This window comes from Sphingomonas sp. ATCC 31555, from assembly GCF_000282895.1.
Classification (GTDB): Bacteria; Pseudomonadota; Alphaproteobacteria; order Sphingomonadales; family Sphingomonadaceae; genus Sphingomonas.
The window spans coordinates 22,761-40,246 of record NZ_ALBQ01000021.1; the positions used below are offsets into that span (position 1 = coordinate 22,761).

General features: G+C 66.4%; 16 protein-coding genes and 2 tRNA genes. 14 read left to right on the plus strand and 4 right to left on the minus strand.

The annotated features are described in order from the left end of the window. Position 1: 1 nt before the first annotated feature. Positions 2 to 2,134, minus strand: a complete 2,133-nt coding sequence (locus tag B215_RS0111085; protein ID WP_019369716.1) for an AsmA family protein — start codon at positions 2,132 to 2,134, stop codon at positions 2 to 4. Positions 2,135 to 2,286: 152 nt separating this feature from the next. Here B215_RS0111085 and rpmI point away from each other — a divergent pair, with 152 nt between their 5' ends. From rpmI to B215_RS0111130, 9 genes are all read left to right on the plus strand, one after another. After that, positions 2,287 to 2,490 carry a 50S ribosomal protein L35 gene (gene rpmI / locus B215_RS0111090; RefSeq protein WP_019369717.1) on the plus strand — a complete coding sequence of 68 codons (204 nt, stop codon included), beginning with the start codon at positions 2,287 to 2,289 and terminating at the stop codon, positions 2,488 to 2,490. Positions 2,491 to 2,504: 14 nt separating this feature from the next. Next, on the plus strand, positions 2,505 to 2,870 hold the full coding sequence (gene rplT, locus B215_RS0111095; RefSeq protein ID WP_010543146.1) for a 50S ribosomal protein L20: 366 nt from the start codon (positions 2,505 to 2,507) through the stop codon (positions 2,868 to 2,870). Positions 2,871 to 2,960: 90 nt separating this feature from the next. Beyond that, positions 2,961 to 3,578: a LysE family translocator gene (locus B215_RS0111100; RefSeq protein WP_019369718.1), complete on the plus strand. Its 618-nt coding sequence runs from the start codon at positions 2,961 to 2,963 to the stop codon at positions 3,576 to 3,578. Positions 3,579 to 3,649: 71 nt separating this feature from the next. After that, positions 3,650 to 4,741: a phenylalanine--tRNA ligase subunit alpha gene (pheS, locus tag B215_RS0111105; RefSeq protein WP_019369719.1), complete on the plus strand. Its 1,092-nt coding sequence runs from the start codon at positions 3,650 to 3,652 to the stop codon at positions 4,739 to 4,741. Then, the gene (gene pheT / locus B215_RS0111110; protein ID WP_019369720.1) at positions 4,738 to 7,161 is read left to right on the plus strand and encodes a phenylalanine--tRNA ligase subunit beta; all 2,424 of its coding nucleotides are present in this window, start codon (positions 4,738 to 4,740) and stop codon (positions 7,159 to 7,161) included. The genes pheS and pheT overlap by 4 nt, the downstream gene beginning before the upstream one ends. Positions 7,162 to 7,447: 286 nt before the next feature. Beyond that, on the plus strand, positions 7,448 to 7,945 hold the full coding sequence (locus B215_RS0111115) for an FxDxF family PEP-CTERM protein (protein ID WP_152997967.1): 498 nt from the start codon (positions 7,448 to 7,450) through the stop codon (positions 7,943 to 7,945). Between the two features lie 130 nt (positions 7,946 to 8,075). Then, positions 8,076 to 8,152, plus strand: a tRNA-Arg gene (locus tag B215_RS0111120). Positions 8,153 to 8,253: 101 nt separating this feature from the next. Next, positions 8,254 to 9,117 (plus strand): dienelactone hydrolase family protein, encoded by an 864-nt coding sequence (locus B215_RS0111125; protein WP_026009170.1) that lies wholly within the window; start codon positions 8,254 to 8,256, stop codon positions 9,115 to 9,117. A 79-nt stretch (positions 9,118 to 9,196) separates the two neighbouring features. Beyond that, on the plus strand, positions 9,197 to 9,835 hold the full coding sequence (locus B215_RS0111130) for a glutathione S-transferase family protein (RefSeq protein WP_019369723.1): 639 nt from the start codon (positions 9,197 to 9,199) through the stop codon (positions 9,833 to 9,835). A gap of 120 nt (positions 9,836 to 9,955) precedes the next feature. On the opposite strand, the gene B215_RS0111135 is transcribed toward B215_RS0111130, so the two are convergent. After that, entirely contained in the window at positions 9,956 to 11,368 is a 1,413-nt protein-coding gene (locus B215_RS0111135; RefSeq protein ID WP_019369724.1) for a DEAD/DEAH box helicase, read from the minus strand. Between the two features lie 82 nt (positions 11,369 to 11,450). Continuing rightward, a complete protein-coding gene (locus B215_RS0111140; protein WP_019369725.1) occupies positions 11,451 to 11,903 on the minus strand; it encodes a hypothetical protein in 453 nt (150 codons plus the stop codon). 69 nt (positions 11,904 to 11,972) lie between these two features. On the opposite strand from B215_RS0111140, the gene B215_RS0111145 reads away from it, so the two are divergent. Both B215_RS0111145 and B215_RS0111150 read left to right on the plus strand, forming a co-directional pair. Next, entirely contained in the window at positions 11,973 to 13,427 is a 1,455-nt protein-coding gene (locus B215_RS0111145; RefSeq protein WP_019369726.1) for an FAD-binding oxidoreductase, read from the plus strand. A 57-nt stretch (positions 13,428 to 13,484) separates the two neighbouring features. Next, complete coding sequence (locus B215_RS0111150) at positions 13,485 to 14,255, plus strand: SapC family protein (RefSeq protein ID WP_019369727.1); 771 nt, start codon at positions 13,485 to 13,487, stop codon at positions 14,253 to 14,255. A 262-nt stretch (positions 14,256 to 14,517) separates the two neighbouring features. Here the strand turns inward: B215_RS0111150 and B215_RS0111155 are convergent, their stop codons facing one another. Next, a complete protein-coding gene (locus B215_RS0111155; RefSeq protein WP_019369728.1) occupies positions 14,518 to 15,372 on the minus strand; it encodes an N-formylglutamate amidohydrolase in 855 nt (284 codons plus the stop codon). A 104-nt stretch (positions 15,373 to 15,476) separates the two neighbouring features. On the opposite strand from B215_RS0111155, the gene cpdR reads away from it, so the two are divergent. The 3 genes from cpdR (at position 15,477) to B215_RS20025 (ending at position 17,389) form a co-directional block, all read left to right on the plus strand. After that, positions 15,477 to 15,851 (plus strand): cell cycle two-component system response regulator CpdR, encoded by a 375-nt coding sequence (gene cpdR, locus B215_RS0111160; RefSeq protein WP_026009172.1) that lies wholly within the window; start codon positions 15,477 to 15,479, stop codon positions 15,849 to 15,851. 55 nt (positions 15,852 to 15,906) lie between these two features. Beyond that, positions 15,907 to 15,981, plus strand: a tRNA-Val gene (locus B215_RS0111165). 286 nt (positions 15,982 to 16,267) lie between these two features. Beyond that, on the plus strand, positions 16,268 to 17,389 hold the full coding sequence (locus B215_RS20025) for a glycosyltransferase (protein WP_019369730.1): 1,122 nt from the start codon (positions 16,268 to 16,270) through the stop codon (positions 17,387 to 17,389). Positions 17,390 to 17,486 lie beyond the last annotated feature (97 nt).

The following is a 17,486-nucleotide window of genomic DNA, read 5'->3' on the forward strand; positions in this document are numbered from 1 at the left end:
GTCAGAAGATGCCGAGGAACTTCTTGCGCTGCCGCTTCACTTCGCCCGGATTGGCCTTGCCGCTTTCCGATTTGGCGGTGGTCCCGCCGCCGACATCGTCTCGTGGCCGGCCCTTGGCGTCGCGCTGACTCGCTGCGCTGGCGCCCGCCAATACCGGCCCGCAATCCGTCGCCTTGGCGTCGCCGAAGTCGACAAAGGTCAGCACTCCCGCGATCGGCGACGCCACCAGTGCCAGGCCAAGGCCGCCACCGGCACGCGCGAGCAGTTCGGGGCTGATGACGCTGATCGACGGTTTGGCGAAGCTGCCGCCGATGCCGACGGGGGACTGGCCGGAGAACAGGCTGAACCGCTTCGAATCGGCGCGGAAGGCGAGGTCGATCGTCTCGTTCTTGAAGCTGAAGCCGCCGCGGCCGAGCATTACATTCTTCTGCGTATCGATCAGGATCGGATCCGCCGCCGCGACCCCGTCGCGGACCGTGAAGCCGATCAGTCCGCAGTTGATCTGCACCGGCTCCTTCAACCGACGCTCGAACATCTTCTGGACAAAGGTGCCGAGGTCGAATTCGGCCAGTTCGGTGTTGCGCGTCCAGAATTCGCCCTTGGGCATGATCACGGCGATACGGCCATTGGCACTGGCCAGCGACTGGCGCACGCTGTCGCCGGTACCTTCCATCTGTACCCGCGCCTTCAGCATGCCCGTGGTGCCGGACTGATCGGCGCCGAAGCCGGCGAGCAGCACCCCCATGGGCGTAGGGGAAAGCCGAATATCATAGCGCGTGAACACCGGTGAACGGCGAGCGTCGATCCGGATGTCCGACGTGACCGTGCCGCGGGCGAGGCTGAAGTTCAGCGGGCTGAGCGTGAGCAGGCGATCTTCGAGTTCCAGGCCCAGTTCGATGTTCGACACCGGTAGGTTCGGAGCGCGCACCGCCCGCACCTGCCACTTCACCCGGGCATCGAAATTCTTCAGCGCCTCGGTCCGCAACGGCGCGTCGGGTAGGAGGCGCGGGGGGCCGGCCGTCTGCGTTACCGCTGCCTGCGCACCCTGGGTTGCGAGGGCATTCGGATTATAGCCGATGAACGGGCCCGCATCGATGATGTCGAGGATCTGGGTAGCAAGGTCTGCCGTCACCAGCATGCGCGGTTCGCGCAACTGCACCGTGAACTTGCCGGCAAGGTCGCTGTCGCCGAAACGGCCCTTCACGCCGGTGAAGCGCCATTCGTCACCCTGCTTGGCAACCACCGAGGTCAGCCGATACCCGCGCGTGTCCGGCACGGCGATGCCGGCGAGCATGAAGATATCGGCCAGATTCTGTCCACGCAGGTTCATGTGGAGCTTCGCACCGTCCAACACCGTTGCGCCGGGCAGCGTGCCGGCGATGTCGACCCGGCTGCGCACCCCCTCGGCATGCAGGCGCAGCCGGTTCTCGCCGCCCGCCAGCGTCTTGTTGGAGGAGAGCAGCGCCCCCGCCAGCGTGAAGCGGGCGCCGCGCGCGGTGCCGTTGCCGTCGAATCGGATCGTGTCGGCGAAGCGATTGTCCTCGGCTGCCACGGTGTCCACGCGAATCGCCGCATCGAGCCGGTGACGGGGGTCGAGATAGCGGAGCTGCGTGCCCGCGATCCGCGCGCGCTGGATCAGCGGCATCTCCAGCGGCTTGCCGCCGCCGCTGCCGAAAGTCCATGTATTCTGCTTGCCGTCGCGATCCCATTGCAGGTCGATTCGCCCGTCGGTGAGGCCCAGCCACTGGAACCGCTTCTGATGGGCGAGCAGCGAGAAGGTGGCGATTCGCGCATCGATGCGCGCGGCGCTGAAGAACGGGCTGGTGCCCGCCCAGTCGGGGTTCTCGACGCTGAGCCCTTCGGCGACGAACTTCAGGTTGAAGGGCGCGAAATAGAGCTGGAAATCGCCCGCCACCCGTACCCTGCGCTGGGCGCTGCTGCTCGCGATCGATTCGAACGTGCCTTTGAGGAACCGCCCCTTGGTGACGAACAGCACCGCCCAGGCCAGCACCACCAGCCCGATCAGGCTGGTGACGACGGCGATCGTGGCGGCGAGCGGCGTGCCCATCGAGCGGACGGGCCGGGGCGGCGGTGCCTGGTCGGCGGCGAGCAGCGGTGCGTCCAGGTGAGCCATGACTGTCAAAATCCCGGCCTCGCGCGGGGTTCCCGGGTGGTTGCAAAGCCGTGATCCATCGGCTAATGGGCCGCCTTTCCGCGATCGAGGGACCGTCCGGCCAATAGGGCTGCCGCGGCTGTCCGCAATCGTCGAACCAAAAGGAGACGAAAATGCCCAAGCTCAAGACCAAGAGCGGTGTGAAGAAGCGCTTCAAGTTCACCGCGACCGGCAAGATCAAGCACGGCGTCGCTGGCAAGCGTCACCGCCTGATCAGCCACAATGCAAAGTATATCCGCCAGAACCGCGGCACCTCTGTGCTCGCCGACGCCGACGTCGCACGCGTTGTCGCGTGGGCGCCGTACGGCCTGAAGTAAGGAGGGCCTGACACATGGCACGAGTAAAGCGTGGTACGACCACCAAGGCGAAGCATAAGCGGATTTTGGATCAGGCGAAGGGCTATTATGGCCGTCGCAAGAACACCATCCGCATCGCGCGCCAGGCCGTCGAAAAGGCCGGCCAGTACGCCTATCGCGACCGCAAGGTAAAGAAGCGCAGCTTCCGCGCCCTGTGGATCCAGCGCATCAACGCCGGTGTGCGCGCCGAAGGCCTGACCTATTCGCAGTTCATGCACGGCCTGAAGCTGGCGGGTATCGAACTCGACCGGAAGGTCCTGGCCGACATCGCGATGCACGAGGGTGAAGCCTTTACGGCCATCATCGCGCAGGCGAAGGCGGCTCTGCCCCAGGCCGCCTGAGCGGACCTGCGCGCAAGCTGAACAAGGGGCGTCGAGGCTGCGGCTTCGGCGCCCTTTTTCATTCCAACCGGGGGAGACGATCCCGTGGCGATGAAGACCTGGTGGCTCTATGTCACCGCCGTGTTTTTCGTGTCGATGACGCCGGGGCCGAACATGCTCCACGTGATGGTGCAGAGCATCCGCGAGGGCGCACGCAGCGTGCTGCCGACCACCGCCGGGCTGATGAGCGCGAACATGTTCTGCCTGGGCGCCTCGGCGGCGGGGCTTGGGGCGTTGCTCAAGGCATCGCCGGGACTGTACGACGCGCTGCGCTATGCGGGGGTCGCCTATCTCGTATGGCTGGGCATCAAGGCCTGGCGTGCGCCGGTGGCGGGGGCGCATGCCGATGCGCCGGTGCCGGCGCGGCAGTCGGTTCGCGCGCGCTATCTCACCGGGCTCGGCACGGGGCTGTCCAACCCCAAGCTGATCGTCTTCGCCGCCGCGCTGTTCCCGCAGTTCCTGGACGTCGGCCACCCGTTCCTGCCGCAGCTGGCGATCCTCATTGCCACCTTTGCGGTGATCGAGGCCTTCTGGTTCTCGGTCTATGCGCTGGGCGGCCGCTCGCTCGCGGCATGGCTGGCGCCTGCGCGCCGGCAGCGGATGTTCAACCGGGTGACGGGCGGCGTGTTCGTGGCGTTCGGCGCGGCGCTGTTCGGCAGCCGGGTGTAGCGTGCCCGCAAATACCTTGACCTGCGAGCCCGTCTGGGGTTCCAGCCACCTCGCACAGTGAACGGAAAACGATGACCACCGATCTCGATACCCTGCGCGGCGAGCTGCTTGCCGCGATCGATGCTGCCACCGCGCTCGATGCGCTGGAGGCGGTGCGCGTCCAGGCGCTCGGCAAGCAGGGCGCGATCACCGGCCTGCTCAAGACGCTCGGCAAGCTGAGCCCCGAGGAGCGGCAGGAACAGGGGCCGCGCATCCACGGCCTGCGCGAAGCCGTGACGGAGGCGCTCGCCACCGCCAAGGCGGCGATGGAACAGGCCGCGCTCGACGCGCGCCTCGCCAGCGAAACGGTGGACATGACGCTGCCGGTCGACGGCGTCGCGCCGGGCTCGGTCCACCCGGTAAGCCAGGTGATGGACGAGCTGGCCGAGATCTTCGCCGATCTGGGCTTCGCGGTCGCCACCGGCCCCGAGGTCGAGGACGACTGGCACAATTTCACCGCGCTCAACATCCCGGAGACGCATCCGGCACGTGCGATGCACGACACCTTCTATATCGCCGGCGAACATGAGCGGCCGATGGTGCTGCGCACGCACACAAGCCCCGTGCAGATCCGCACCATGACCAGCCAGAAGCCGCCGATCCGCATCATAGCGCCCGGCCGCGTCTATCGTTCGGATTCGGATGCGACGCATACGCCGATGTTCCACCAGATCGAAGGCCTGGTGATCGACAAGGGCATCACGCTCGGCCACCTCAAATGGACGCTGGAGACCTTCCTCAAGGCCTTCTTCGAGCGCGACGACATCGTGCTGCGCCTGCGCCCCAGCTATTTCCCCTTCACCGAGCCTTCGGCCGAAGTCGATGTCGGCTTCACCTGGAAGGACGGCAAGCGCGTGATCGGCGGCAGCGGCGACGCGCCCGGCGGCGGCTGGATGGAAGTGCTGGGCAGCGGCATGGTGCACCGGCGGGTGATCGAGGCCTGCGGGCTCGATCCCGATGAATGGCAGGGCTTCGCCTTCGGCACCGGCGTCGACCGGCTGGCGATGCTCAAATACGGGATGGACGATTTGCGCCCCTTCTTCGACGGCGATCTGCGCTGGCTCAAGCATTACGGCTTCTCGGCGCTCGACGTGCCCACGCTGAGCGGAGGAGTCGGCGCATGAAGTTCACCCTGAGCTGGCTCAAGGAGCATCTGGAGACCGAAGCCTCGCTGACCGAGATCCTCGAGGCGCTGACCCGTATCGGCCTTGAGGTTGAGGGCGTCGAGAACCCCGCCGAGCGGCTGACCGGCTTCCGTGTCGCCCGCGTGCTGACCGCCGAGCGGCACCCGCAGGCGGACAAGCTGCAGGTGCTGAGCGTCGATTTCGGCGAAGGCCCATTGCAGGTCGTCTGCGGTGCGCCGAACGCGCGTGCCGGGCTGGTCGGTGTGCTGGGGCTTCCCGGCGCGGTGGTGCCGGCCAACGGCATGACGCTCAAGGTCGCGGCGGTGCGCGGCATCGAATCGAACGGCATGATGTGCTCGACCCGCGAGCTGGAGCTCGGCGAGGACCATGACGGCATCATCGAGCTGCCGGAAGATGCGCCGGTCGGCACCGCCTTCGCCGACTATGCGGGGCTCGACGATCCGGTGATCGACGTGTCGATCACGCCGAACCGCCAGGATTGCATGGGCGTGCGCGGCATCGCCCGCGATCTCGCCGCGGCAGGCCTCGGCACGCTCAAGCCGCTCGACGCGGTGGTGGCAGACCTGCCGGCGATCGTACCGCAAGGTGCGGGCCCCGACGTGCGGACCGACGATGCGGCGGGTTGCCCGGCTTTCTATGGCCAGATCGTTCGCGGGGTGAAGAACGGGCCGTCGCCGGACTGGCTGCAGCAGCGACTGAAGGCGGTGGGACAGAAACCGATCTCGGCGCTGGTCGACATCACCAACTTCGTGATGTTCGGGCTGGGCCGTCCGCTCCATGTCTATGACATGGCGAAGCTCTCGGGCGGGCTGGTCGCGCGCAAGGCGAAGGACGGGGAGACCGTGCTGGCGCTGAACGGCAAGACCTACACGCTCACCGACTCGATGACCGTGATCGCCGACGATGCGGCGGTGCACGACATTGGCGGCATCATGGGCGGCGAGCATTCGGGCTGTGCGGACGACACCAAAGACGTGCTGATCGAATGCGCCTATTTCGATCCCGAGCACATTGCCCGCACCGGCCAGAAGCTGCTGCTGACCAGCGATGCGCGCACCCGCTTCGAGCGCGGCGTCGATCCCGAATTCCTCGACGAGGGGCTGGCGATCGCTACCCGGCTGGTACTGGCGCTGTGCGGCGGCACCCCGAGCGAGGTCACCCGTAGCGGCACGCCGCCCAAGGTAGGCGCGGTCGTCGGCTATGATCCGGCGCTGGCCGAGACACTGGGCGGCCTCGCCATTCCCGCAGAACAGCAGGTCGAAATCCTCGAAAGTCTCGGCTTCATCGTCCAGCCGCTCGACGGCAATGGGGATCCGGTCGAGTTCGGCGACGGCTTCGAGGCCCTCCGCGTCACCGCGCCGAGCTGGCGCCGCGACGTGGACGGCCCGGCCGACATCGTCGAGGAAGTGATCCGCATCGCCGGCATCGATAACGTGCCGTCCACGCCGCTGCCCCGCAACCCCGGCGTCGCGACGCCCACCGCCACGCCCGAGCAGAAGCTCGAGCGCCGGATGCGCCGCACGGCCGCTGCGCGCGGTCTCAACGAAGCGATCACCTGGAGCTTCCTCCCCGAAGCCCAGGCGGACGTCTTCGGCGGCGGCGCCTGGACGCTCGCAAACCCGATCAGCGAAGACATGAAGGTCATGCGCCCCTCGCTGCTGCCCGGCCTGCTCGCGGCGGCGGAGCGTAACCTCAAGCGCGGCGCGACCAGCGTCCGCCTGTTCGAGGTCGGCCGCCGCTATCTGGCGGACAAGGAGCGCCTCACGCTGGGCGTCGTGCTGGCCGGATCCAAGGCCGCGCGCGGATGGCAGGGCGGCAAGGCCCAGCCCTTCACCGCCTTCGATGCCAAGGCCGAGGCGCTGGCGCTGCTGGAGGCCGCCGGTGCGCCGGTCGCCAACCTCCAGGTGATGGGCGAGGCGGGCGCCGCCTACCATCCCGGTCAGTCGGCGACGCTGCGGCTGGGGCCGAAGAACGTGCTCGCCAGCTTCGGCATGGTGCACCCGAGCGTGCTCAAGGCATTCGACCTCGACGGCGCGGTCGCGGCAGTGGAGATCCATCTCGACGCACTGCCCGCAAAGAAGGCCGTAGGCTTCACCCGCCCGGCCTTCACGCCCCCGGCGCTGCAGGCGGTCACGCGCGATTTCGCCTTCCTGGTGCCGACCACCCTCGCGGCGGGCGATCTCGTCCGCGCCGTGAAGGGGGCTGACAAGGGCACGATCGTCGACGCGCGGCTGTTCGATCTGTTCACCGGCCAGGGCGTGCCGGAAGGGCAGAAGTCGTTGGCGGTCGAGGTCACGCTGCAACCGGGCGAGAAAAGCTTTACGGACGCAGACCTGAAAGCGGTAGCGGACAAGATCGTCGCGGCGGCGGCGAAGCTGGGCGCGATACTGCGCGGCTGACGCGCAGCAAAGGGGCATGGCGGACGTTTCGGCCGTGCCCCTTTGCGCCGGTCGGGAAAACGGCGCCCGTTTACCATCTACTGTGTCGAATCGACGCAGCAACGTGCTTTGCGAATCTAGTAAATCTAAATAAAACAGGAACTTGAGCGCGTTAGGCATGCCGCTTTACCGTATTGGTAACGGCTGTGATTCTCCCACGCCGCAACTATGCCGATGGGGCACCGGCGCGCTGGACAGAGCGCGCGGACGGCACGGTATCGGCGACGGCGTAACACGGGAGATGTATATGAAGCGTTTGAAGGTTCTGCTGGCGGGCGCGGCAGCGATGGCGGGCTCCATGGCTCTCGCGGGGAGCGCACAGGCGGCGACCTATGTCTGCACCACCGGCCCGGTCTGCTCGTTCGACGGCACCACCGGCGGCTTCACCGTCCGTCGCGCCGCACAGACGACTGCTGGCGACCTCTTCGAAATCGTCTTCGCGACGGCCGGCACGCTCAAGGTTACGCTCACCAGCGCGCAGGCGAACTTCACCCACCTCGCGTTTCTGGGGCAGAGCTTCACGCCGAGCAAGGGTACGCCCTACGCGTTCAACATTGCCAGCAGCGGCACCTATCTGCTCTCGCTCACCACGCAGAACGGCACGGCACGTCCGGCGGCGTTCAGCGGGACGTTCGATTTCGCGGCGGTTCCGGAGCCGGCTGCCTGGGGCATGATGATCGCTGGCGTGGCGATGGCCGGTGCGGCGCTGCGCCGCCGCCGGGCACCGCGTGTCGCGATCGCCTGAACCGAGCGCGTCCGGCGCTTCGCCGCGCTTAATCTGGGGGTGCGGTGCATGCATCGGCCCCATCTTACAAGAATGATGCAGAACCCCCTTGCGTCGCCGATCCGCTTGCGGTAGGCGCCGCCCCTCCAATGCGCCCGTAGCTCAGCTGGATAGAGCATCAGACTACGAATCTGAGGGTCGGACGTTCGAATCGTTCCGGGCGCGCCATTTTCTCCTTTATTGATCGGCATGGCGGCGGATGCTCCCGCTTCCCGCCTTCACGCTCCGGCGCTACAACCCCCTTGGCCATCGGCCAGGAGGAGGACGCCATGTGTGACGAAACGACCGCAGCGGACAACGATCGGCATCTGGCGGGGTTCAGCCGGCGCGACTTCGGCGTCGCTGCTGCTGCAGCGGGCGCGATGGCGCTGCTGCCCATCCCGGCCAATGCTGCAGCGGTGACGGGCCGTGACGTCACGATCCGGACGCCGGACGGCATTGCGGATGCCTACTTCGTCGCACCCACCCATGGCCGCCATCCTGCCGTGCTGGTGTGGCCGGACATCATGGGATTGCGCCCCGCCTTTCGGCAGATGGCGGATCGGCTGGCGCAATCCGGCTTCGCCGTCCTGACCGTCAACCAGTTCTACCGCTCCACCAAGGCGCCGTTCCTGAAACCCGGCCAGTCGTTTGACCAGCCGGAAGTTCGGGCGATGATCATGCCGTGGCGCGAGCCGCTGACGCCGGCGGCCATCACGGCCGATGCCAAGGCGTTCGGCACCTTTCTCGACGCCCAGCCAGAGGTAGATGCCAAGCGCGGCATGGGCAGTACCGGCTATTGTATGGGCGGTCCCTTCGTTTTCCGCACCGCCACTGCCTTGCCGGGGCGGGTGCGCGCCGGCGGCAGCTTCCACGGTGCTGCACTGGTCACCGATGCGGCGGACAGCCCCCACCGGCTGGTGCCTCAGATGCAAGGCCGCTACCTGATCGCCATCGCCGAAAATGATGATGCTCGCGCGCCCACCGATAAGGATGCGCTGCGCACGGCCTTCGCCGCCGCCAAGGTGCCGGCGGAGATCGAGGTCTATGCGGGCGCGATGCACGGCTGGTGCCCGCCGGACAGCCGTGTGTACAACGCGGCGCAGGCCCAGCGTGCATGGGATCGATTGCTCGCCACGCTCGCCATTCTGTAGCGGATTGACCGCAGTCCTGCTTCATGTTCTCTTATTGTTCCCACGCCGATGCGTCGTGGGTAAACAGGGGCTTCGAATCATGGCAGACGAACTGGTTCTCTATACCAACCCGCAGTCGCGCGGCCGCATCGCCCGGTGGATGCTCGAAGAGATTGGCGCGCCCTACCGCGCCGAGGTGCTCGAGTATGCAACGACGATGAAAGCGGCGGAATATCGCGCGATCAACCCGATGGCTAAGGTGCCGGCGCTTGTTCATAACGGCAAGGTCGTTACCGAGTGTGCGGCGATCTGCGTCTATTTGGCAGAAGCGTTTCCGCAAGCTGGCCTGGCGCCCCTGCCGGAAGAGCGGGCGGATTATTATCGCTGGCTCTTCTTTGGGGCGGGGCCCGTGGAGCAGGCGATGACGAACCACTATGCCGCCTTTCATGCCACTGAAGAGCAGGGCCAGATGTTCGGTTATGGCAGCTATGATCGGGTCGTCGACGTTTTGGACGAACTGTTGCTTTCGCGGGCCTATATCGCGGGCGATCGCTTCACCGCCGCCGACGTCTATGTCGGCGCGCAGCTCAGCTGGGGAACGATGTTCGGGCTGTTGCCGAAGCGGGATTCGTTCCTCGCCTATGTCGCGCGTATCGAAGCGCGGGAGGCGCACCAGCGGGCATCGGCGCTCGACGATGCGCTGATGGCGGAGCGGCAGACGGCGACGGAGTCGGCGTGATACCCGGAAGCTCGCCCGCGACACGCAGGCGATGAACTCTGGAGGCAGGAAGGCCGGTGCACGATGCGCCGGCCTTTCAGCAGGCGGGGCGCACCAGGATCGGCGCGCCTGCGCCGATCCTCACGACTCGATGACGTAGTTCAGGAAGTCGGGGATCGGGCCGTTCCAACCATCGTCGGGCCCGTCATCCTGATCGCGGCGGCGGCGGCGATCGTCGCGCGGCGGAAGAGCGGCGCGCGCTTCGGCCTGCACCTTGGCGGGCACTTCCTTGCGGCGACGCGGCGACGCTTCCTTCTGCGGCTCGGGTGCGGCTTCTGCGGCAATCGCATCCTCGCGGCGGGGCTCGCGCTTTTTCGTGTCGCGCTTGCGGCTGCGTTCGCGGGCCGGCGCGGCTTCCGTCGTGTCGGTCTCGACCGGGCTCGGCACCCGTTCGATCTTGTGGCCGGTCAGCTTTTCGATTTCGGCGATGTTCTCCGCGTCATCGGGCGCGACCAGCGTATAAGCAATGCCGGTGGCGCCGCCGCGGCCGGTGCGGCCGATGCGGTGGACATAATCGTCCGGGTGCCAGGGCGCATCGAAGTTGAAGACGTGGCTCACGCCCTTCACGTCCAGGCCGCGCGCCGCGACGTCGGACGCGACCAGAATGTTCACATCGCCATTCTTGAACCGGTCCAGCTCGGCGATCCGCGCCGGCTGATCCATGTCGCCATGGATTTCCGCCGAGCGGAAGCCGTGCTTCTTCAAGCTCTTGTTGAGATCGCGCACCGTCGTCTTGCGGTTGCAGAAGATGATCGCGGTGGACACCTCGTCCTGCCGCAGCAGTCCGCGCAGCACCTGGCGCTTCACATGCGCAGTGGCCGGCACTTCGACGATGCGCTGGGCGATATTGATGTTGGTGGTCGCCGGGCGAGCCACTTCGATCGTCTTGGGATCGGTCAGGAAGCGGTCGGCCAGCTTCTTGATCGGCGGTGGCATCGTTGCCGAAAACAGCAGCGTCTGGCGGTTCTTCGGCAGCTTGGTGCAGATTTCCTCGATGTCGGGGATGAACCCCATGTCGAGCATCCGATCCGCCTCGTCGATGACCAGCAGGCTGCAGCCGGTCAGGAGGATCTTGCCCCGGCCATAGAGGTCCATCAGCCGGCCCGGCGTCGCGATCAACACGTCGACGCCCTTTTCCAGCGCCTTCACCTGATCACCCATCTGCACGCCGCCGATCAGCAGCGCCATCGAGAGCTTGTGGTTGAGTCCGTATTTCTCGAAATTCTCGGCGACCTGCGCCGCCAGTTCGCGCGTCGGCTCCAGGATCAGCGATCGCGGCATCAGCGCGCGGGTGCGCCCTTCGCCGAGCACATCGATCATCGGTAGTACGAAGGCTGCCGTCTTGCCCGTACCCGTCTGGGCAATGCCGATCAGGTCCTTGCCCATCAGCACCGACGGGATCGCCTGGCGCTGGATCGGAGTCGGCTCGGTATAGCCGGCATCGGTGACCGCGCGGAGAAGTTCGTCGGATAGGCCGAGATCGGCAAAGCTCATGCAAATGTCCGGAAAACGGGCGCGTTCACTGCGCCTCAGAAGAGGCTAACGCGCTTGCGGATTCAAGCGCAAAAGTCAAGTCTTAGCGCGCGCGCACCAAGTTGCGGAATGCCTGGACCGGACAGGAGCGCCCGGAGCGGGAGCGTAGCGAATCACGGCCGGCGCACACTTTGTTGTCCTTGCTGGGTCGGAGATAGGCGCCGGAGTAGAAGCCGAGTGCGGGGCATTCCGATCCCAGCTTCGCGCGGAGCAGCGACCCGTCATCCAGGATCAGATCGACACTGTCGGCAGCGTTGACGGTGAAGCCTTCGATCCGGTCGACCTTCACGCAATCATTGGCGCGGCGCTCCACCAGCCGAGAGTCGGCTTCGCGGCGAACGATAATCGTCGTGGAGGTCACGGTCATGCGCGGCACGTGAATCGATACATGCTGCTGCACCGAGGCGTCGGCGGGATCGGCGCGCACCGCAGGCGTTGCCGCAGGTACGGCAAGCATCAGCAACAGACCGGTGGCGGCGATCGGCAGATTCGACATAACGGCTTCAAAGGCTATGCGCATGGGCTTGAACAGTGGATGAACTGCCCCAGCCCATGCTATCGCGCAATGGTGATGACACCCGAGCAGCAGCGCATCGTCCACTTCGCCGCCGAACGTTTCGGCCCGAAGACGGTCACCACCGATCCTTCCGATATCGAACCCTGGCTCACGGACTGGCGGCGTCGCTATCATGGCGTCTCCCCCGCGATCCTGTCGCCGGCGTCGACCGCAGAGGCGAGCGCGCTGGTTGCGCTCGCGAATACGTGCGGGGTGCCCTTGGTGCCGCAGGGCGGCAATAGCGGCATGGTCGGCGGCGCGGTTCCACCCCAGGATGGTTCGGCGCTGCTGCTTTCCACGCGGCGCATGAACCGCATCCGATCGATCAATCCGGAGGCGAATCTCGCGATTGCCGAGGCTGGCGTGATCCTGGCCACGTTCCGCGATGCGGCCGAAGCTGCGGGACGGCGCTTTCCGCTGGACCTGGGTGCGCGGGGCAGTGCGACGATCGGCGGCCTGGTCTCCACCAATGCGGGCGGCGTGCAGGTGCTGCGGTTCGGCACGATGCGGGCGCTGGTCGCGGGCGTGGAGGCCGTGCTGCCGGATGGATCGGTGCATGACGGGCTGTCGGCATTGAAGAAGGACAATCGCGGCTACGACCTCACGCAGTTGCTGATCGGCGCGGAAGGCACGCTGGGCATCGTCACTGCCGCAACGCTGCGGCTGGTGCCGGCGGCGGCGGCGCGCGCGGTGGCCTGGGTCGGCCTGGACAGCCCGGCCAAGGCGCTCACCCTGTTGCGCCGGCTGCAGGCTGCCACGGACATCGTCGAGAGTTTCGAGATCATGCCCGACGATACAGTGGCGCTGGTGCTGGAGCATGTGCCCGGCACGCGGATGCCGCTGCCCGGTCGGCATGGTTGGCACGTATTGGTGGAAGCCGTGTCAAGCGATGCGAACGGCGAGGCGCCCGGCGTCGTTCTCGAGCGGCTGCTTGCCGATGCCTTTGCCGCCGATCTTGCCGAAGATGCTGTCCTTGCCGCCAGCGAATCGCAGGCGGAGGCGTTCTGGCGCATCCGCCATTCGATCTCGGAAGCGGAGCGGGCGGCCGGCCCGGCGGTGCAGCACGATATCTCCGTGCCGGTGGAAGATATGCCCCGCTTCATGGTGGAAGGCGGGGCGGAAGCGGAGGCGCGCTTTCCTGGCACCCATGCGATCGCCTATGGCCATCTCGGCGACGGCAACGTCCATTTCCACGTGCGCGCGCCGCAGGGCGTGGATCGCGATCGCTGGTATGCCGAAGACGGGCCGCGCATCACCCGGCTGGTGCACGACATGGTGGTGGCTGCCGGCGGGTCGATATCCGCCGAGCACGGTATCGGCCAGATGAAGCGCGACGAACTCGCCCGGCTCTCGGCTCCTGCCCGGATCGCGGCGTTGCGCGCGATCAAGACCGCGCTCGATCCGAACCATATTCTCAATCCGGGAAAGCTGGTCGCGCTTGCGCCGGAAACGGGCAGGCCATAGACCCGCGACCCGTTGAAACCAGCGTTCGACCCAAATCTACGCCGTCAGGAGATCATCATGGCCAGCGCGCCGCAGTCGCTTCCCTTGTTCTACAACCAGATCGAGCCGCTTTCGAGCCAGGTCCATGCCGATTTCCGCTCGCGTTCGGTCGATCGCGCCGCGTTCCTTGCCAACCAGCATGCTGTGCCGGTCACCGTCGAGGAATTCCCGCTGGTGCAGCGTTTCATGCCGATCGTCTTCTCGGTCGGCGACGATCCCGTTCCGCTCGCGCTGATGGGGCTGAACGAAGGCGTGAACACCTTCTTCGATGCCGAAGGCAAGCTGGTGGAGCCGAACTTTTACGTGCCGGCCTATATCCGCCGCTACCCCTTCCTGCTGGCACGTCTGCGGCCGGACAGCGACGAGCTGTCGCTCTGCTTCGATCCGACGTCGGACGTGATCGGCAACTTCGAGGAAGGCGAGGCGCTGTTCGAGAATGGCGAGCCGAGCGAGGTCACCAAGAACATTCTGCAGTTCAACGAGCAGTTCGAACAGGCCGGCGCACGCACCAGTCAGTTCATGCGCGAGCTGAAGGATCTGGGCCTGCTGATGGACGGCGAAGTCTCGATCCAGCCCGAAGGCGCCGGCCAGCCCTTCATCTATCGCGGCTTCATGATGGTCGACGAAGCCAAGCTGAATGAGCTGCGCGGCGATCAGCTCCGCAAGATCGTCCAGAGCGGCATGCTGCCGCTGATCTACGCCCACCTCTTTTCGCTTGGGCAGATGCGCGAGCTGTTCGCGCGGCAGATGCGCTCGGGCTGGCAGCCGGAAGTCCAGCTGGTCGGCTGATCGGCTGCCACTGTCGCTGCAGGAAACGGGCCTCGCCGATACAATGTCGGCGGGGCCTTTTCTTTGCGCCGCCGATCAGCGGAGCAATTGTTGCGGCGAGCCGCCTTGAAGTCGGTTGTCCGGCCTCTATATTTGTTGTGTGCGGCTTCGTGTCCCCCCTTTCGCGAGGTCGTACGACGCGCCTCCGGGCGTGTCTCCTCCCTGAACCTTGGCCACCTCGTGGGAAACCGCGAGGTGGTTTTTTATGTGGCGCAGGCTGGCATTATTCCGCGGCTAGGGCGCGGGGGAGCGCCTCGTCGGCGATCGCGTCGATAATCCCGCGCAGCAGCGCCTTCGTCATCGCCGCCCCTGCGCCGGGCTGGTCCAGCGCTGCGTCCAGATAAAGCGCGCGGTCGAATTCGAGCTGGATGGCATGAATGCCGCCGCGTGGATCTCCGTGCCGCTCTAGGATGTACCCGCCGGCATAAGGCGTGTTCGCTGCTGAAGCGATGCCATGTTGCCGGGCTACCCCGGCAATCCGCGTGCCGAACCGCGCCGCCGCCGCCCGTCCAAACCGGTCGCCGATCACCAGTTGCGGCGCCGAAGCGGCGTGGCCCAGCGGCGGCATCGAATGGATGTCCAGCAGCACTGCGATTCCGAACCGCCGATGCGCTGCCCCCAGCGCTTCGGCGAGCGCAGCATGATAGGGGCGGTGGTCCTCCTCGATGCGCTCGACGATTTCCGCGTCGGTGAAGCGCCGGCACCAGAGTTGGCCAAGATTGCCCACGCGCCGCGGCACGATTCCCAGCCCGCTCCGCAGCTTGGCCGACGGCGGCCGCCCGATGCGCTGCGCGCCGTCGTCGATATGCGGATCGCGTTCCTGTTCGGAGCGATTGAGATCGATCCAGGCGCGGGCCCGCGTTGCCACGAACAACGTCTCTTCTCGCCTGGCATCACGGGCGAGCGCATCGACATGCCGATCCTCCAGCGCGCGCAGGGCCGGCAGCGGCACACGCAGCGCGGCTGCAAGCACTGCTGGATAGTCCCGTCCGGCATGTGGCGCAGACAAGACCACCGGGCTTTCCGGCAGCAGCGGTCCATACCGCTCGAAGCTGGGCGGGCTGTTCACGGCCGCCACCCTAGGCCGCCGCTCTGGCGACGGCAACGGCAGCCGGATCGCGCTGGAATTTCTTAATGGGTTTGCGCATAAGGGGTGGCCCGTTGACGCGCATTGGGGAAATGATGATCCGGATTCTGCTGGCCGAGGACGACCGCATCATGCGGGAATACCTCACCCGAGCGCTGGAGCGCGCGGGCTATGCGGTCAGCTCCGTCGATCGTGGTACGGCGGCGATCCCCCTGCTTGAAACCGAATCATTCGATCTGCTGCTCACCGATATCGTCATGCCAGAGATGGACGGGATCGAACTGGCGCAACGCGCCAGCGAAATGGCGCCCGAGATGCGGGTGATGTTCATCACCGGCTTTGCGGCCGTGACGCTGCGGGCCGGCCAGCAGGTGCCCCAGGCCCGTGTGCTCTCCAAGCCGTTCCACCTCCGCGATCTGGTGCTGGAGGTGGATCGGATGTTCGAATCGGAGAATGTCGGGCAGAACTGAAATCGGCGCTTGCGCGGGCGAATAAGCCTCGCTAAAGGGCCGCTTCCCGAGTTTCGGGCGCGTAGCTCAGTGGTAGAGCACTGTGTTGACATCGCAGGGGTCGCAAGTTCAATCCTTGCCGCGCCCACCATCCAAAAGGCCCGTCGGCGCACCGCGCTGGCGGGCTTTTTCGTTTCGAACTCCCCCGAACGAATATTTTCCGATCACGCATGTGCGGGTTCGGTGCCGCCATATCGTTATAGGTCCGTGATGATTTTCCGTTCTGCTAGCAAGGTAGACGCAAGAGAAATTTGAAGTTTTGCGGGCTGCCCTTACTATGGTCGTTTGATCATCGGTGACACGACAGGGCAAAACCACGTACCGATGCAGGGGAGTTGCGGTTGCGGCCACAGAATTCTAGCGGACGTATTCGCGTCATGACGTTCCTCCACAGCTTCGAACCGGGCGGAGTGGAGCGCGTTGCTTTGCGGCTGATCCGGCATTGGCGAGCTGCAGGGGTGGATGCGCCGCTGTTCGTCGGTCGGCCCACCGGGCCCATGCGTGCCGAGTTCGGCGATATCGGTTTCGAAACGCCCCCGCAGCCGCGCCGCAGCCAGGCCGGCTGGGAAACGCTGTGGATGATCCTCACGCTGCCGGCGGCAATACGGCGGGTGCGGCCCGACATCCTGTTCGTTGCCGGTTCCACCTATACCATTGTCGCGGTGATGATGCGCGTGCTGCTCGGGCGACGCTGTCCGCCGATCGTCGTCAAGATCAGCAACGATCTGGCGCGGCGCGATCTGCATGCGGTTCCCCGCTTCTTCTGGCGCCTCTGGTTGCGGATACAGGGCCGCAGCGCGCGCTTCTGGGTGGCGATGGACGAATCGATGCTGATCGAATTGCCGCCGCTGATGGCCCGGCGCAGCCGGGTGGTGCACGATCCGGCGATCGAGCTTGAGCGCATCGCGGCCCGTCCACGCGTCGCGAACGGCGCGCCCCGGCGGTTTGTCGCGGTCGGCCGGATGGTGCCGCAAAAGCATTTCGCACTGCTGCTTCGGGCCTTTGCCAAGGCGGCGCAGGCAGGCGAGACGCTCACCATCCTCGGCGACGGTGTCGAGCGGCCTGCACTGGAAGCGCTGGCGCGCCAGCTCGGCATTGTCGATCAGGTTCATTTCGCCGGCCATGTGCCCGATGCGGCCGCCCGGCTTGCGGATTTCGACGTGCTGCTGATGTCGTCGCGCTATGAAGGGATCCCCGCAGCGATCCTGGAGGCGCTTGCCGCCGGCCTGCCGGTGATCACCACCGATTGCGGGCGCGGCGTGCACGGGCTGTTGGGTGACGGGCGCTTCGGCGTCATCGTGCCGCAGGACGAAACGGCGCTTGCCGCGGCGATTCGGGCGCCCGCGCCGGTGCTCGATTGCACCGAGGTACGCGCGTTTCTGGAGCGGTTCACGATTGAGCGGTCGGCCCAGCTCTATCTCAACCTGTTCGCCGAAGCGGCCATCGAGCAGCGTGCGGCACCGCAGCCGGCGGAATGGGCCGCGCCGCTGGTCCGCTGATCGCGCACGACGCGCGCTGCACTCCACCATGGTTGAAATAGCCGCCGGGGCCGGGTTCGGCCTGGCAGCAAACATATATGTGCCCGGTGCGGCCAGC

Bases quoted from the DNA above. Each gene is read 5' to 3' on its own strand.
- B215_RS0111125 (WP_026009170.1), top strand. From the start codon at position 8,254: ATGTGTGACGAAACGACCGCAGCGGACAACGATCGGCATCTGGCGGGG.
- B215_RS0111135 (WP_019369724.1), bottom strand. From the start codon at position 11,368: ATGAGCTTTGCCGATCTCGGCCTATCCGACGAACTTCTCCGCGCGGTC.
- B215_RS0111085 (WP_019369716.1), bottom strand. From the start codon at position 2,134: ATGGCTCACCTGGACGCACCGCTGCTCGCCGCCGACCAGGCACCGCCG.
- B215_RS0111115 (WP_152997967.1), top strand. From the start codon at position 7,448: ATGAAGCGTTTGAAGGTTCTGCTGGCGGGCGCGGCAGCGATGGCGGGC.
- pheT (WP_019369720.1), top strand. From the start codon at position 4,738: ATGAAGTTCACCCTGAGCTGGCTCAAGGAGCATCTGGAGACCGAAGCC.
- B215_RS0111100 (WP_019369718.1), top strand. From the start codon at position 2,961: ATGAAGACCTGGTGGCTCTATGTCACCGCCGTGTTTTTCGTGTCGATG.
- cpdR (WP_026009172.1), top strand. From the start codon at position 15,477: ATGATCCGGATTCTGCTGGCCGAGGACGACCGCATCATGCGGGAATAC.
- B215_RS0111130 (WP_019369723.1), top strand. From the start codon at position 9,197: ATGGCAGACGAACTGGTTCTCTATACCAACCCGCAGTCGCGCGGCCGC.
- B215_RS0111145 (WP_019369726.1), top strand. From the start codon at position 11,973: ATGGTGATGACACCCGAGCAGCAGCGCATCGTCCACTTCGCCGCCGAA.
- rpmI (WP_019369717.1), top strand. From the start codon at position 2,287: ATGCCCAAGCTCAAGACCAAGAGCGGTGTGAAGAAGCGCTTCAAGTTC.
- rplT (WP_010543146.1), top strand. From the start codon at position 2,505: ATGGCACGAGTAAAGCGTGGTACGACCACCAAGGCGAAGCATAAGCGG.
- B215_RS0111150 (WP_019369727.1), top strand. From the start codon at position 13,485: ATGGCCAGCGCGCCGCAGTCGCTTCCCTTGTTCTACAACCAGATCGAG.
- B215_RS20025 (WP_019369730.1), top strand. From the start codon at position 16,268: ATGACGTTCCTCCACAGCTTCGAACCGGGCGGAGTGGAGCGCGTTGCT.
- B215_RS0111140 (WP_019369725.1), bottom strand. From the start codon at position 11,903: ATGTCGAATCTGCCGATCGCCGCCACCGGTCTGTTGCTGATGCTTGCC.
- pheS (WP_019369719.1), top strand. From the start codon at position 3,650: ATGACCACCGATCTCGATACCCTGCGCGGCGAGCTGCTTGCCGCGATC.